We start from the raw sequence: 14396 nt of genomic DNA on the forward strand, positions 1-14396 counted from the left end.
TTCCGCTATCGTGCCAGCCTTTCCCTGATCTTGCCCGCGCTCCTCATGCTAACCCCGCGCCTTACCCTGATGCTGACCTTGCCGCCGCTGCTGTGGGCCGGCAATGCCGTGGTAGGCCGACTGATGGCCGGCAGCGTGCCGCCCTTGCTGCTCAACGCGATGCGCTGGAGCCTGGTCTTTGTGTTGCTGCTGCCGCTGGCCTGGCGACTGCTGACGCAGCCGCAGCAATGGCTGAGCCGCTGGCGCTATCTGGCGCTCAGCGGCCTGCTGGGCATGGGCTGCTACAACGCGCTGCAGTATCAGGCGCTGCGCAGCTCCAGTGCGCTGAATGTGACCCTGATCGCCGCGAGCATGCCGGTCTGGATGCTGGCCATTGGTGCGCTGGTCTTCAAGGTGCGGCCCAGCCGCTGGCAGATCGGCGGCGCGCTGCTGTCGCTGGTCGGTGTGGCCTTTGTGATCGCGCGCGGCCAGCTCGCCAATCTCGCCCGAGTGCAATTCGTGGCCGGCGATCTGCTGATGCTGCTGGCGGTGTTCTCCTGGGCAATCTACAGCTGGATGCTGGCGCGGCCGCCGTCCCATATGCGGGGCGAGCAAAAGCCCGCCTGGAACTGGGCCGAGATCATGATGTCGCAACTGATCTTCGGCCTGGGCTTCGCCGGGCTGATGGCCGGCGTCGAGCAGAGCTACACCGAGCAGCCTCTGGTCTGGGGGCCAGGTCTTGCCATGGCCCTCGTCTATGTTGCCATCGGACCCTCGCTGATCGCCTACCGATGCTGGGGCCAAGGCGTGGCCGAGGCCGGGCCGGCGATGGCGGCCTTTTTCGGCAACCTGACGCCGGTGTTCGCCGCGCTGATGTCCACCGCGCTGCTGGGCGAATGGCCACAGTGGTACCACGGCGTGGCCTTCGCGCTGATCGCGGCAGGAATCGCGGTCTCGGGACGGCGCTGAACTGCTTGGCAGCTCAGCGCCGCAGGATCAGTGTGTAGCGCGCCTCGCCGGGCAGGAAGGGCAAGGCCTGACCCTGCAGCCAGGCTTGGTGATCGGCCCGGTAGAACGGCGACAGTGGATGGCCCGACTGGCCGGCCGGAACGCTGAGAATGCCCCGGGCCTCCTGGCCCGGCGCCACCACCATGCGCTGGGACTGGCCATGCACGCTCTGCTGCACTCGCGGCATATGGCGGTCGCCGGCCAGCGGCGTGTCAGGCATGTCCAGCCAGGGGCCCAACAGCGGCAGGGCCTGACTGAGCGGATGCTTGATCGCGGCCCGGTTGTGCTCACCCCAGTTGGCGTCAGCCAGTTGGCGGCTGGGCGTGGCTTCTAGGATCTGCTTGCGGCTGTCCAGCACCCCCTGCTCGAGCAAAGCCCGCCACGAGGCCTGCGCCTGCGGCAGCGTGTCGGCGCGTCGTGCCTGCAGCAGGGCCCAGCCGGGAGTCTCCGGCGCCAGCTTCAAATCGCGCAGCCGCAGCTGGCGCGACTCCAGCAGCCCCGCCAGTGGCGCAAACAGCTGCTCAAGCACCCGCTCGCGCCAGGCCCGCAGCAGCCGGTAGCCGACCGCGTCAGGACTGGCCGCAGCAGCACTGTGCTCGATGGCGGCGCGGTAGTCGGCAAGCCCATGCTGCTGCACGAAGGCAGGCGTGAGCACCTCGTCGAGCAAAACCCGGCGCCAGCGCTGCAGGAACAGCGCTCGGTGGTCGAGCTGGATGTCGTGCAGATCGGCCTCGCCGAGCTGAGCCTTGGCAAACAGGGCGTCGCGGATCTGCTGCCCGCGCGCGCCAAGGTCGTAGCCGCCCTCGCCGATCAGGGCCAGCGCGGTGCCCCCGACGGTGCGGGCATTGGCGGTCCACAGCCGCCCCTCGGACGGGTTGACCACTTGTGGCCAGGCGGGGTCGGCCGCGCTGAGGTAGCCACGCCAGCCTTGACGGCCATCGCTCCAGTCCTGCGGCAGGTTCAGATCGTCCAATTGGCGCACGGGCAAAGCGCCGATCAGGGTCCAGCCGATGCGGCCAGAGGCATCAGCGACCAGCAGGTTCTGCGCCGGCAGGCCGGCGCCGCGCGCGGCCTGCATTGCCTCGGCCACCGAGCCGGCCCGCTCCAGGCCCAGCAGCCGCAGATTGAGGCCCTCGACATCGTGGGCCACCCAGCGCAAGACATGCTCCGCGAAGGGTGGGGCCAGACGCGGACCCCAGATTGTTTCATGCACCGTATGCTCCACCGTCTCGCCGCCGGCCACCTCGATGCGCTCGATATGGCGGGTCACTGGTAGCTCGCCCTGCGGGCTTTGGTAATGGGTGCCAGCGGCATTGAGCCTTAGGCGGACCACATCGGCCCAGTCAGCCGTGGCATTGGTGAAGCCCCAGGCGATGGCGCCGTTACTGCCCGCCACGATAGCCGGCGTGCCAGGCAGGCTGACGCCGCTGACCTGGTGCGAGCGGCCGGCCTCAGTCCAGCGCAGCTGGGCCTTGAACCAGATAGCCGGCACGCGAAGACCCAGATGCATGTCATCGGCCAGGATGGCCGCGCCATGCGGGCTCAGCGAGCCGCTGACAGCGAAGTTGTTGCTGCCGATGTCGCGGCTGTCTTGCAGCCCGCAGTCCCCTACGCAGGCCAGCTTGGCTGTACGCAGCGCGTCGGGAAGCGGCGTTGCCGGCACGGCCAACGCCTGAACACGGCTGCCGTCAATGGCGGCCTGCCAGTCGCTGCTGTGCTGGGTCAGGAATGCATACCAGTCGGGTGGCACACTGCCCTTCAGCACACCCATCGCCAGGTCGTCGCGGCCCTGCGAGGACTGTAGATCCAGATACATGCTGTAGATCACCAGCAGCGAATCGGCAGCCTGCCAGGGCCGGGGCGCCTGGCGCAAGAGCAGGTACTCGAAGGGGCGCGCGCCCAGGGCCGTCAGCCCCTCATTGACGCCGGCCGCGTAAGCGTCGAGCAGGTTGCGGTGCTCGGCCGGTAGGGCTGCCAGCGCCACAGCGGCGCGGTAGCGGAAGCGGTGCAGCCGGCGACCCTGGTCCAGCGGCAGCGCCTTGGCGCCGAACAGCGCCGACAGCTCGCCAGCCGCATTGCGCCGCATCAGGTCCATCTGGAAGAAGCGCTCCTGGGCATGGCTGTAGCCCAGGGCACGCGCCGCGTCGGCCCGGTTGGTCGCGCTGATGCTGAGATATCCGCGCTCGTCGCGCGTCAGCGCAACCGCCGCGCTGACCGCGCTGCGGGCCTCGCCCTCGTAGCTTGGCAGGCTTGAGCGCAAGGCCAGCCAGGCGGCCAGCGCGATCAGCAGCACCAGCGCCAGCAGGCCCAGCAGCAGTCGGCGCAGCCACCGCATCAGAAGGTGCCGGGGTAGGCGCCGCCGTCGAGCAGGATGTTCTGGCCGGTCAGGTATCCAGCCTGGGCGCTGCACAGCATCGCGCAGATAGCGCCGAACTCAGCGGCCGAGCCGAAGCGCTGGGCCGGGATGGTGACGCGGCGCTTGGCCGCCATCTCCTCGGCCGAGACACCGCTTTTGGCCGCGCCGGCGATCATGGTTTTTTGCAGACGCTCCGTATCGAAGGCGCCGGGCAGCAGATTGTTGATCGTCACATTGCGGCCGGCAATGCGAGCCTGGCGGGCGATGCCGGCGACGAAGCCGGTCAGGCCTGAGCGCGCGCCATTGCTCAAACCCAGCACATCGATCGGCGCCTTCACCGCGCCCGAGGTGATGTTGACGATGCGGCCAAAGCCGCGCTCGCCCATGCCGTCCACGGTGGCTTTGATCAACTCGATCGGCGTTAGCATGTTCGCATCCAGCGCAGCGATCCACTGCGCCCGGTCCCAGTCGCGGAAGTCACCGGGCGGCGGGCCACCGGCGTTGTTGACCAGAATGTCGACTTGCGGGCACGCTGCCAGTGCGGCCATGCGGCCCTCGGCGGTGGCGATATCGCCAGCCACCGTGCGCACCTGTACCGCCGGGTTCAGCGCCCGCAGCGCCGCGGCCGTGGTCTCCAGCGTCTGGGCGCCGCGCGCAGTGATCACTACATTGACGCCCTCGCCCACCAGGGCCTCAGCGCAGCCGCGCCCCAGTCCCTTGCTTGCCGCGCATACCAGAGCCCAGCGGCCGTTCAGTCCGAAATCCATTGCTTTATCTCCACTTGGTCAACAGCCACACCCCGCCCATCACCAGCACCGTGCCGGCAGCTACCCAGGGAGTGAAAGGCTCGCCGAGTATCCACACGCCCATCAGGATGGTGGACATCGGCCCGATCATGCCAGTCTGGGCTGCCATCGTCGCACCGATGCGCTCGATCGCCATCATCACCATGAGCACCGGCGCAAACGTGCAAGCGGTGGCGTTCAGCAGCGACAGCCAGAGCACCTCGGGGGCCAGGCTCGCCAGCGAGCCTAGCGGTCGCAAGAGCAAGAACTGCGCAATGCACAGCAGGCAGGCCACCGTGGTCGCCAGCCCGGTCAGGCGCAGCGCGCCCAGGCGCTTGACCTCCTCGCCGCTGTAGACCAGATAGAGCGCATAGCTCAGCGCGCTGCCGAAAACCAGGGCCGCGCCCAGCAGCACATCGCTGCCCTGGAGCTGCAACTCCTGGCCGAACACCAGCAGCACACCGGCATAGCTGACGGCCAGTGCGATCAGCTGGCGGCCGGTGACACGGCGCCGGAACAGCGCCCAGCCCAGAAACAGCACGATGGTCGGGTTCAGATAAAGGATCAGGCGCTCGAAGCTCGCGCTGATATAGGCCAGGCCGGCAAAGTCTAGAAAGCTCGCCAGGTAGTAGCCCGAAAAGCCCAAGCCCAGGATCACCAGCCAGTCACGCCGGGTCAGTGGGGGTTTGCCGTGACCGGCCCACCAGCTCAGGACAAGGAACAGCGGCAATGCAAACACCATGCGCAGCATGATCAGGGTCACCGCATCGACGCCGTGTCGGTAAGCCAGCTTGACGATGATGGCTTTGCCGGAGAACGCAATCGCGCCCAGCGAGGCCAGCAATAGGCCCGGCCACAAGGGAGAAACGGCAGGAGGCGCGCTGGAGCTGGACATGGGCCACCGATTCTAGGGCGCGGGCGTACCCGCCATGGACACACCGCGCGCGGCCGGGCGGCTAGCGCGCAGCGAAGGCAGCCAGGTCCACAAGGCGCGCGCATCAACGCGAACAGCACAAGCAATGATCCAGGCGCCAGCATCAAGACCTATCTGCGCCATCTGCCAAGCAACCTCAAGCCCGGCGACACGCCGCCAAAAAGCTGGCCAGCCGGCCAGCCCGACGCCGCTGTGGTCGCGCTATCGCTAAGGCGAGGGCAGCCCAGTGCGCAAGGCCTCAGCGCCAGAACTTGCCGTCGGGGCCGATGATGGACACGTCCCCATAGTCCAGCCCAGTGTGGTCATTGGGGCTGAAGTTCAACTCAAGCCCGCCGAGATCGAACTTGAGCAGGCTGTCCAAAGCCTTGAGCAGGCCGGCCCGGCTGAGATCCTTATCTTTGCTGGCGCGGCGCAGCCCCTCGACCAGCACCTTGGCCGCAGTGAAGCCCTCCAGATTCGCCGGCGTCAGCTCTATCTTCTGAGCCTTGGCCAGTTGCTGGGCTTCGCGCACCAGCGGCATATTGAGCGAGCGCTCCGAAGGGAAGACCTGGCTGACGATGACGCCACGGGCCTGCCCTTTGAGCGACTTGATGAAGCCAGCAGAAGCATTGTTGGACAGCGTCACCAGTTGGGCATTGGAGCCTGCCGCACGCAGCGTCTCCACGCCCTCGGCGACGGCTTCGGCGGCACCGATAAATACCAGGGCCTGGGCATCGGCAGCGGCCATCTGCTTCATCAAGGGTCCCAGAGATGGATTGGTCCGCGGATACTTGATATGCGCCACCGGCTTGAGCTTGGCATTCTCCAGGCCGCGCAAGGCGCCGCTCGCACCGTCGTCGCCGAAGCTGTCGTCCACCTGCACCAAGCCGATGCGCTGCACACCCATGCCCGCCAGATGCAGCACTGCCCGCTCGGCCTCCCGCTGGTACGTTGCCCGCACATTGAAGACATACGGGTTCACAGGTCGGTGCAGCAGCATGGCACCGGTGGATGGAGCAACCAAGGCTACCTTGTGCTCGGCCAGCAGCGGCAGGATGGCCTGACTCTGCGGCGTCCCTCGCGTCAGAAACAGGGACAGCACCCCTTGCTCGATCAACTGCTTGGCATTGCTCGCACTCAGCTTGGGATCGAATTTGTCGTCCAGCGAGATCAGCTCGATCTTTTGACCGGCCACCCCGCCCTGGGCGTTGACCGCATCCAGGTACAGGCGCGCACCTTCAGTGATCTCCTTAACGCCGGCTGCCACCGGGCCGCTGAACCCAGCGGTCTGACCGATCTTGATCTGGGCCCAGGCGGGAAGGCCCAGCAACCCGCCCATGAGGGCCGCCAGCAATGTTCTTTGTATCTTCCGTCGCATGTCTCACTCACTTCCAACACTGATCGCCCGCCGGTCGCAGGCGAGCGGCAAACATGAAAACAAATATCCCGCTGGCCCAGGCTGCTCAGCCACGCCAATCAGCGCCAGAACTTGCCGTCGGGGCCGATGATGGACATGTCTGCATAGTCCAGTCCGGTGTGGTCGTTGGCACGATAGCCCAGCTCCAGACCGCCCAGGTCCAGCTTGTGCAGGCTGTCCAGCGCACGCAGCAGGCCGGTCCGGCTCAGATCCTTGTCATGGGCGGCCTTCCTCAGCCCCTCGACCAGCACCTTGGCGGCCGTGAAGCCCTCCAGCATGCCTGGCGTGAGCTCCTGCTTGTGCGCCTTGGCCAGGGCCTGGGCCTCGCGGACCAGCGCCAGGTTGATGGAACGCTCCGACGGAAAGGCTTGGCTGACGATGACGCCGCGCGCATGCGTGCCCATCAATCGGACAAATCCGGCGGTGGCGTTGTTGGACAGGGTCACCAACTGGGCGGTCGAGCCGGTCGCGCGCAGCGCATGGCTCCCCTCGGCCACGGCCTCGGCCGTGCCGATCATGATGAGCGCCTGGGCCTCGGCCTGTGCCACCTGTTTCATCAGCGGCGTCAGCGCCGGGTTGGCGCGGGCGTATTTCAGATGAGGCGCAGGCTTGAACCTCGCCTTCTCCAGGCCGCGCAGCACTCCGGCCGCGGCATCGTCGCCGAAGCTGTCGTCCACCTGCACCAGAGCCACGCGCCGGATGCCGCGACCGAGCAGGTGCTGCACCGCCTGCTCGGCCTCACGCTGGTAGCTGGCGCGCACATTGAACACATGAGGATTGACAGGCTGGCGCAGCAGCATCGCGCCGGTGGAGGGCGCTACGAGAGCCAACTTGTGCTGGACCAGCAAGGGCAGCATTGCCTCGGTCTGGGGGGTGCCCCGGCTCAAGAACAGAGCCAGCACGCCCCGCTGTTCGATCAGTTGCCGGGCGTTGCCGGCGCTGAGCGCAGGATCGAACTTGTCATCCATCATGATGAGCTCGATCTTTTGCCCGTTCACGCCACCGCGGGCATTCACCTCTTCAAGATACAGACGCGCGCCGTCGGTGGTTTCCTTCACCCCTGCCGCCACCGGCCCGCTGAAGCCGGCGGTCTGGCCTATCTTGATCTGGGCCCAGGCCATAGCCGTCAACCCCAGGCCACAACACAAGGCTATCGCAACACAACGCAGGCGCATGGGAGTCTCCCTTTTGACTGGGGGCGATTGTGGCAAAGCCGCTCGACACCCAGCCGCGCAAAAGCGGGTGAAATATGAGCAATTGATCACGCCGACCAGGGGCCTCGGCAAGCTTAGCCCATCAGACCCCAAGACCCAACAGCATCGCCGCCGCGCTCAGACTCAGCAGCAGGGCCGGCGCCAGCCATAGCGGCCACCAAGTCGCCAGGGCCACCACGGCCAGTGCAGCCAGGGTCAACTGGGCGCCCCATTCGGCCCAGGCGATGCCGGCGTCCGGGCGCGTCCAGACCGTCAGCCACGATAACGCAAACGCTAGCAGTGCCAGAACACGCAAGCCGCGGCGCCAGGCCGGGCTCGGCGCATGACCCAGCGCGTCCTGATGGTGACGCTCCATCGCCAGGCACAGCGCGGCGAAGCCAGCCAGCGAGCACAGCAAGGGGTGCAGGAATTCGATCATCAGGCGCTCTCCATTTGACCGGAGGGGCCAGTTCTTGCCCGGCGGGCGGCGGGCGGCTGGCTTTTCCATGCCAGACATGCCAGCAGCGCCGCCGCCGCCAACAAGGCCAGATCAATGCCCAGCAGCATGCCCTGCGGCAGAGTGCCGGTGTGTAGAACATCGAGCAGCGGCAGGCCGGCAAAAGCCGCCGCGCCGAGCCCAAACACCAGGCGCCAGCCGCCGCCCATCATCGCGATCAGCAGACCGGCGCCCCAAGTCGCGAAGAACACCTTCAGCTCCGCGTCGGGCCGCTGCGTCAGCCCCAGCGGCAGCAGCCGGTTCGCATAGAAGAATCCCGCCATTGCCAGCGGCAGGCCAGCGATGGCCGCGATATTCAGCACCGCGACCAGGCGATGGCCCAAGCCCAGCCGCGCCGGGCCGCGGCGCTCGGCCTCGGCGCGGCGCTTAACGCACCACAGCACCAGGCCGGTCGCGATCATCGCGCTGCCCAGCAGGCCGAAGCCGAACAGCAGCCAGCGCAGCGGCAGGCCGGCGAAGCGGGCAATGTGCAGGCCGTAGAGCACGCCATAGGTCTTGGCGGCCGGCGCATGGGTGTCGGCCAGGTGCAGGCGTTCGCCGCTGCCGGCATCGAAGACCTGGCGCGGGCTGCGGTACTGCAGTCGGTCACCCTCGTGGCGATTGAACTCCACCAGGGTCTGGTCCCCCTCGCGCAGTACCGAGACCGCCTCGATGCGACCCTCGGGCCACTCGGCCCGGGCTTGGCTCAGCAGCCGGTCCCAGGCGCCCTCACCCAGCTGCGGTAAGGGTTCGGTCTCGCCGGATTTCGGCGTCAAGCCGCGGCTGCGCGGCAGCGGGTCGCCGGCCAGCTCGCTGAAGTAAGCACCAATGTCCTTGCCATAGGCCGCCGCGATGCTCGGGGACATGTAGAGACTGTGCAAGGTCATCAGCCCGCTGAATGTGATCAGCAGATAAAAAGGCAGGGCCAGCACGCCGCTGATATTGTGGGCATCGAGCCAAGCCCGCTGGGCCGCTTTCGCGCTGGGCCGGAAGGTGAAGAAATCCTTGAAGAAGCGCCGGTGCGTGACGATGCCGCTGAGCAGCGCTACGAACATCAGCAGCGTCGCGAGCCCGACCAGCCAGCGCCCCTCCAGGATCCAGCGGCTTTGCTGGGCGGAGCGCAGCTCGAAATGGAAGCGGTAGAAGAACTCGCCGGCGCCGAAGGTGGCGCGCGCCTGGACCGGCGCGCCACTGGCCGGGTCCAACCAGCGCTGCTCGAACTTTGCACGCTGGCCCGGCCTGGCAGGATCAGCGGCCTCGCGCCAACTCAGCGCGGCCACCGGCCGGCGCTCGTCGGGCAGGCTCAGGCGCCAGCTCTGCGCGGCCGGTGCCAGCCAGTGCAGGCTGGCCTCGGCACGCGCCAGCGCGACTGCGTCCAGCGGCTGGGCCGGCCCCAGCCCATGCAGCTCGGGCCGGCTCCAGTGATTGAGCTCCAGCTTGAAAAAAGCCAGTGTGCCGCTCAGAAAGATCGCGAACAGCAGCCAGCCCAGCACCAGGCCGACCCAGGTATGCAGCCACGCCATGGCCTGGCGGAAGCCCTCTTTGGCACCGTCGGCTCGCATGGTCAGAAGCGGTAAGCGAGGGTGGCGTTGACGGTGCGGCGCTGGCCGTAAAAGCAGTCGCCGCGCGCCAAGCATTGGGTGATCTGCACTTTGTCGGCCAGATTCACCGCGTTCAGGCTCAGGCGCCAATCGCCCTGGTCATAGGCCAGCATCGCATCGAACAGTGTCGAGGACGGCGTGTCGATCAGCGGCGTGCCGGACCAGGAGCCGCCGACATAGCGCAACCCGGCGCCGGCGCTAAAGCCGCTGCGCCCACCCAGGCTGAAGTGCTGCGTCACCCAGGCCGAGGCGCTGTGCTTTGCAATGCCCGCCACTGGCTGGCCTCTATCGGTGGCATTGCTGCGCGAGATCTTGGCGTCGGTGTAGGCATAGCCCAGGGTCCAGTCCAGATAGCCGGCCAGGCTTCCGGCGCTCTCCAGCTCCAGGCCGCGCACCCGCACCTCGCCGAGCTGCAAGCTGTTCAGCGGGTTGGCCGGGTCGGCGGTCTTGCGGTTGGTGTCGCGCAAATCGTAGACCGTGGCGCTGGCCGAGATGCGCCGCTGCAGCGGCTGCCATTTGACGCCGGCCTCCCATTGCTTGCCGACCTGGGGCTTGTACGGCGTGCCATAGGCATCGAGCCCGCCCAGTGGCTGGAACGACTCGGAATAGCTCAGATAGGGCGACCAGCCGCCCTCGCCCAGGTACAGCAGGCCGGCGCGGTGGCTTGTGGCCCGATCCTCGGTCTTAGCGTCACGCCGGCCGTTGTGGCTGTCGGTCTTGGCATGGTCACGGCGCAGGCCCAGCACCGCGACCCAGCGCTCATCGAACTTGGCATGATCTTGCAGATACAGGCCCAACTGCTGCTGGTCGACCGGCGGCGCCGCCGTGGTCGTGGTCGGCGCGGTGAAGTTGCCATAGACCGGCTGGTAAGCATCGATGGCCGGCGCGCGGGCCCGGAAGGCGCGGGAGGTGCTCCGGTTCTTCTGCGCGTCCAGCCCGATTAGGGCCGTGTGCTGCCAGCGGCCCAACTTCAGTTGGCCCTCCAGTTGGGTGTCAAGCAAGGCCATCGTGCCGCCGTTGAGGTTCCAGACCAGATCGCGCTCCAGCGTGCGGCCGTCGGCGTTGAAGACCGGCCGGCCGGTCGCGGTGAAGCTGGTGTAGATGGTGCGGTAGTCGACGGCGCTGTCGCTATAGCGCAGGTTCTGGCGCAAGGTCCAGGTCTCGTTGAAGCGATGGCTGAATAGATAGCCGATCGAGTCCTGATCGCTGTCGTAGGCGTCCCAGCCGGGCTCGCTGATAAAGGTCGAGGTCGGGATCTGGCCATGTGGCGGGTTAGCCAAGCGAGTGCCCTGCCAGGGAAAGAAACCGATCAGCGAGCCGCTCTTGTCACGCTGGTGGAGCGCCTGCAAGGTCAGCGAGGTCGCAGCGCTGGGCTGCCAGCTCAACGAAGGCGCCAGCACCAAGCGGTCATCGCCCACATGGTCGACCTGGCTGCCGCTGTCACGCCTGACCGCCACCAGCCGGTAGGTCCACTGCCCGGCGGCGTCGATAGCGCCGCTCAGATCGGCGGCAATCTGCCGACGCTCGAAGCTGCCCAGCTGCAGCTGCACTTCGCGTCGCGTCTGAGCCTGCGGGCGCTTGCTCACCAGGTTCAGCACCCCGCCGATGCTGCCCTGGCCGTACAGCACCGAGGCCGGTCCGCGCACCAGCTCGACCCGCTCCAGTGTGTAGGGGTCGGGTCTTGCCGTGTTGTAGGTGCCGTAGCTGCGCATGAGACCGTCCTGGTACTGGCTGACGCTGCCACCGCGCGCGGTAAAGGAGTCGACCCGGCTGTCGAAGTAGGATGAGACGATGCCAGCCGCATAGGCCGTAGTCTGGCGCAGCGTGGTCGCGCCCTGGGCCTCGATCCGGTCGGCCGTGATCACCGAGATCGCCTGTGGCGTCTCGATCAGTGCAGTGTCAGTCTTGCTGGCGCTGCTGGCGCGGCGTGCGACGAAGCCGCTGACCGGGCCGCTGGCGCTCTCCTTGCTGCCCTGCACGCGCACGACCGGCAAGGTGTTGGCCTCGGCGGGCGCGGCGCGCTCCTGGGCCCAGGCGGCTTGCGCCAGCAGCGCGAGCAGGGGCAGCAGACGGGGAGTCGTGTAAGTGTTCATCGCGAGGTAGTTGTCTTGATTCAAAGCCAGCGCTGCAGCAGCACCGCCGCACCCAGCGGCAGGGCCGGCCCCAGGGTCCAGGCCCAGGCGCGCAGCGCGCTGCGGCAGGCGAAGGCCGTCATGAAGGCGCAGGCGTAGACGACGAAGGCCAACATCACGCCGCCAACCGTGGCCTCGCTGCGCGCGACGCCCAGTGCCGGCAGGTGGACGGCGCAGACAGCCGCCACCGCAGCGGCCTGCAGATAGCCGCCGCCCAGCGCGGCGAGCGCGCGGGAGGCGACGCCGGCGCGGTAGTGCCAGCCCACATCGGTCTTGACCATCGCTTAGAAGCGGCCACGCAGGCTCAGCATCACGCTGCGCGGGTCGCCGTAGTTGGGATAGTCGAGATTGGCCCAGTAGCTCTCGTCCAGCGCATTGCGCAGCGACAGCCCCAGGCTTAGGCGCTCATTGAAGCGGTAGCTGGCATGCAGATTGACCAGCGCATAGGCCTTTTGCTGCACCGTCACCGTACCCTGCTTTGGGTGCGGGATGTTGTAGCCGATGATCTTGCTCTGCCAGTTGAGGCCGCCGCCGACGGTGAGTCGTTCCCAGGCGCCGGGCAGGCGGTAGCTGGTGGACAACTGCAGCTCGTGCTTGGGCAGGTTGGCATAGATCAGGTCGTTCTTGTGCCGAGTGATCTTGGTTTGGGAGAGGCCGGCATTGAGGACCCAGCCGGGGCTCAGCTGGCCGGCCACATCGAACTCGAAGCCACGGCTCTTGGTGCCGTTGACGCCGATCTGCGGATAGCTGCCGTCGGGCAGCTTGAAGCTGTCGGGCATCGACATATCGCGCACCGCGTAGTTGTCTTGCTGCGCTTCGAAGACGGCGAAGGACAGGTTCAAGCGCTTGTCCAGCAGCTCGGCCTTGACCCCCAACTCCTTGCTGGAGCCCAGCACCGGCGCCAGCAGGTTGTCGGTCTTGTCGCGAGCGTTCTGCGGCCTGAAGATGTCGGTGTAGCTTGCGTAGAGCGAGAACTCGCTGTTCAGGTCGTAGACCAGGCCGACATAGGGCGTGATCTCATCGCTGATCTTGTAGGCACCGGTGGTGGCGGTGTAGAGGCCGCTGGTGTTGTAGGCGTCGGTCCTGGTCTCCCAGTCGTTGAGCCTTGCCCCGGTGATCAGCGCCAGGTCCTCGCGCAGCCGCCAGCGGGCCGACGCGAACAGGCCCATTTGCTCGGTCGTGCCGATGCGCCAGGCGCCGGTGCGGCCATAGCTCGGAGCCGGTGCCGAGCCGTCCCATGTATTGATATTGGGGATCGCATAGCTCCAGCCGGCCACCGAGCTGAGCGTCGGCGTGTTCGTCTCGGTCTTGAAGTAGCTCGCCCCCAGCATCAGCTCATGCTGGCGGCCGAACAAGACGAACCGACCATTGGCGTAGATATCCAGGCTGTCGCGCGTTTCCTCGCTCTGGCCGACGGCGGCCAGCAGGCGCAGACCGGCACCGGTGACGGGATCGGGATAGCCGTCGCCATAGGTGCGCAGGCTCGTCGAGTCGCCCTGACTGCGGTTGTAAATGGCCTTGAGCTTCCAGTCGGCGCCCAGGCGCTGATCCAAGATCGCATAGGCGGTGCCCGACTGTCGCGACCAGCGGGTCCAGCTCGGCGAGAAGCTGGTCGAGCGCGGCAGCTTGGCCAGCGAACCATCGGCGGCAAAGCGGGGAATCGTGCCCCAGATCGGCGCCTTGGGGACGTTGTCCTGGTTGTGATAACCCAGTTGCACCGTGGTGCCGGGCAGCAGATCGGCCTCGACCACGCCCATATAGCTTGTCTTGCGCTCGCTGTAGCGGTCGCGGAAGCTGTCGCGCTGCTGCAGCGCGGTGACGAAGCGGCTGCGCACACGGCCATCGGCAGTCAGCGGCAGGTTCAGATCCCCCTCCAGACGGCGCTGGTTCCAAGACCCCAGGCTCGCGACCACCGAAGCCTCGAAGCTGCGATGGGCGCGCTTGCGCAGCATATTGACGGTGGCCGACGGATTGCCGGCGCCGCTGAGCAGACCGTTGGCGCCGCGCAGGACCTCGATGCGCTCGTACAGCGCGGTGTCGTACTCCTGGTTGGTGCCGCCGCTGTAGGTCGGCACGCCGTCGACCTGGAAGTCGGTGATCTGGAAGCCGCGCGCGTAGTAGAGCGGGCGCTGCGTGTCGTAGAAAGTCACATTAATGCCGGTGACGTTCTGCAGCACCGCGTCGATGCTGGTCAGCGACTCCAGCTCGATGCGCTCGCGGTCGATGATGCTGAGCAGTTGCGGCGTCTCGCGCGCGCTCAGGCCCAGTTTGCCGGTGGCGGCTTCCAGGGTCTTGCGAGCGCCGTTCACGACGACCTTCTCGAGCTTGCGCCCGCCTGGGGACAAGTCGGCCTCGGTGTCGGCGGCCCGGGCCGTGCCCAGGGACAGCAGGGCCAGGCTCAGGGCCGCAGCCAGGATTTGGTGATCAGGGTAGGACATCTGCAGACGATTTGGGGGAGAGAACGTACTGGAGGCAGGCAAGGCTGCGCCAGCGCGCCCGGCGGGCGCGTGCTGTTG

Annotated in this window: 11 protein-coding genes; 1 reads left to right on the forward strand and 10 read right to left on the reverse strand. The window is 67.2% G+C overall.

Annotated features, from left to right (window positions below; translation table 11 throughout):
* Nucleotides 1-45: 45 nt before the first annotated feature.
* The gene (locus OOZ63_RS15505) at nt 46-948 is read left to right on the forward strand and encodes a DMT family transporter (protein WP_266006450.1); all 903 of its coding nucleotides are present in this window, start codon (nt 46-48) and stop codon (nt 946-948) included.
* Nucleotides 949-961: 13 nt separating this feature from the next.
* Here OOZ63_RS15505 and OOZ63_RS15510 read toward each other — a convergent pair whose 3' ends face one another.
* The 10 genes from OOZ63_RS15510 to OOZ63_RS15555 form a co-directional block, all read right to left on the reverse strand.
* Nucleotides 962-3322 (reverse strand): penicillin acylase family protein, encoded by a 2361-nt coding sequence (locus OOZ63_RS15510; RefSeq protein WP_266006451.1) that lies wholly within the window; start codon nt 3320-3322, stop codon nt 962-964.
* Nucleotides 3322-4110, reverse strand: a complete 789-nt coding sequence (locus OOZ63_RS15515) for an SDR family NAD(P)-dependent oxidoreductase (protein WP_266006452.1) — start codon at nt 4108-4110, stop codon at nt 3322-3324. Before OOZ63_RS15515 ends, OOZ63_RS15510 begins: the two co-directional genes overlap by 1 nt.
* A 4-nt stretch (nt 4111-4114) precedes the next feature.
* The gene (locus OOZ63_RS15520; protein WP_266006453.1) at nt 4115-5023 is read right to left on the reverse strand and encodes a DMT family transporter; all 909 of its coding nucleotides are present in this window, start codon (nt 5021-5023) and stop codon (nt 4115-4117) included.
* A gap of 277 nt (nt 5024-5300) precedes the next feature.
* Nucleotides 5301-6419, reverse strand: a complete 1119-nt coding sequence (locus OOZ63_RS15525; RefSeq protein WP_266006454.1) for an ABC transporter substrate-binding protein — start codon at nt 6417-6419, stop codon at nt 5301-5303.
* Between the two features lie 98 nt (nt 6420-6517).
* Nucleotides 6518-7579 (reverse strand): ABC transporter substrate-binding protein, encoded by a 1062-nt coding sequence (locus OOZ63_RS15530; RefSeq protein ID WP_266006455.1) that lies wholly within the window; start codon nt 7577-7579, stop codon nt 6518-6520.
* A 175-nt stretch (nt 7580-7754) separates the two neighbouring features.
* On the reverse strand, nt 7755-8090 hold the full coding sequence (locus OOZ63_RS15535) for a DUF3325 domain-containing protein (RefSeq protein WP_266006456.1): 336 nt from the start codon (nt 8088-8090) through the stop codon (nt 7755-7757).
* Complete coding sequence (locus OOZ63_RS15540; protein ID WP_266006457.1) at nt 8090-9709, reverse strand: PepSY-associated TM helix domain-containing protein; 1620 nt, start codon at nt 9707-9709, stop codon at nt 8090-8092. Before OOZ63_RS15540 ends, OOZ63_RS15535 begins: the two co-directional genes overlap by 1 nt.
* Before the next feature lie 2 nt (nt 9710-9711).
* Nucleotides 9712-11841 carry a TonB-dependent siderophore receptor gene (locus tag OOZ63_RS15545; protein ID WP_266006458.1) on the reverse strand — a complete coding sequence of 710 codons (2130 nt, stop codon included), beginning with the start codon at nt 11839-11841 and terminating at the stop codon, nt 9712-9714.
* 20 nt (nt 11842-11861) lie between these two features.
* Nucleotides 11862-12161 carry a hypothetical protein gene (locus tag OOZ63_RS15550; protein ID WP_266006459.1) on the reverse strand — a complete coding sequence of 100 codons (300 nt, stop codon included), beginning with the start codon at nt 12159-12161 and terminating at the stop codon, nt 11862-11864.
* A 3-nt stretch (nt 12162-12164) separates the two neighbouring features.
* Nucleotides 12165-14318 carry a TonB-dependent siderophore receptor gene (locus OOZ63_RS15555; RefSeq protein WP_266006460.1) on the reverse strand — a complete coding sequence of 718 codons (2154 nt, stop codon included), beginning with the start codon at nt 14316-14318 and terminating at the stop codon, nt 12165-12167.
* Nucleotides 14319-14396: the final 78 nt, after the last annotated feature.

Origin of the sequence: Paucibacter sp. PLA-PC-4 (assembly GCF_026241155.1) — a bacterium.
Classification (GTDB): Bacteria; Pseudomonadota; Gammaproteobacteria; order Burkholderiales; family Burkholderiaceae_C; genus Roseateles_E.

Bases quoted from the DNA above. Each gene is read 5' to 3' on its own strand.
- OOZ63_RS15505 (WP_266006450.1), top strand. From the start codon at position 46: ATGCTAACCCCGCGCCTTACCCTGATGCTGACCTTGCCGCCGCTGCTG.
- OOZ63_RS15510 (WP_266006451.1), bottom strand. From the start codon at position 3,322: ATGCGGTGGCTGCGCCGACTGCTGCTGGGCCTGCTGGCGCTGGTGCTG.
- OOZ63_RS15515 (WP_266006452.1), bottom strand. From the start codon at position 4,110: ATGGATTTCGGACTGAACGGCCGCTGGGCTCTGGTATGCGCGGCAAGC.
- OOZ63_RS15520 (WP_266006453.1), bottom strand. From the start codon at position 5,023: ATGTCCAGCTCCAGCGCGCCTCCTGCCGTTTCTCCCTTGTGGCCGGGC.
- OOZ63_RS15525 (WP_266006454.1), bottom strand. From the start codon at position 6,419: ATGCGACGGAAGATACAAAGAACATTGCTGGCGGCCCTCATGGGCGGG.
- OOZ63_RS15530 (WP_266006455.1), bottom strand. From the start codon at position 7,579: ATGGCCTGGGCCCAGATCAAGATAGGCCAGACCGCCGGCTTCAGCGGG.
- OOZ63_RS15535 (WP_266006456.1), bottom strand. From the start codon at position 8,090: ATGATCGAATTCCTGCACCCCTTGCTGTGCTCGCTGGCTGGCTTCGCC.
- OOZ63_RS15540 (WP_266006457.1), bottom strand. From the start codon at position 9,709: ATGCGAGCCGACGGTGCCAAAGAGGGCTTCCGCCAGGCCATGGCGTGG.
- OOZ63_RS15545 (WP_266006458.1), bottom strand. From the start codon at position 11,841: ATGAACACTTACACGACTCCCCGTCTGCTGCCCCTGCTCGCGCTGCTG.
- OOZ63_RS15550 (WP_266006459.1), bottom strand. From the start codon at position 12,161: ATGGTCAAGACCGATGTGGGCTGGCACTACCGCGCCGGCGTCGCCTCC.
- OOZ63_RS15555 (WP_266006460.1), bottom strand. From the start codon at position 14,318: ATGTCCTACCCTGATCACCAAATCCTGGCTGCGGCCCTGAGCCTGGCC.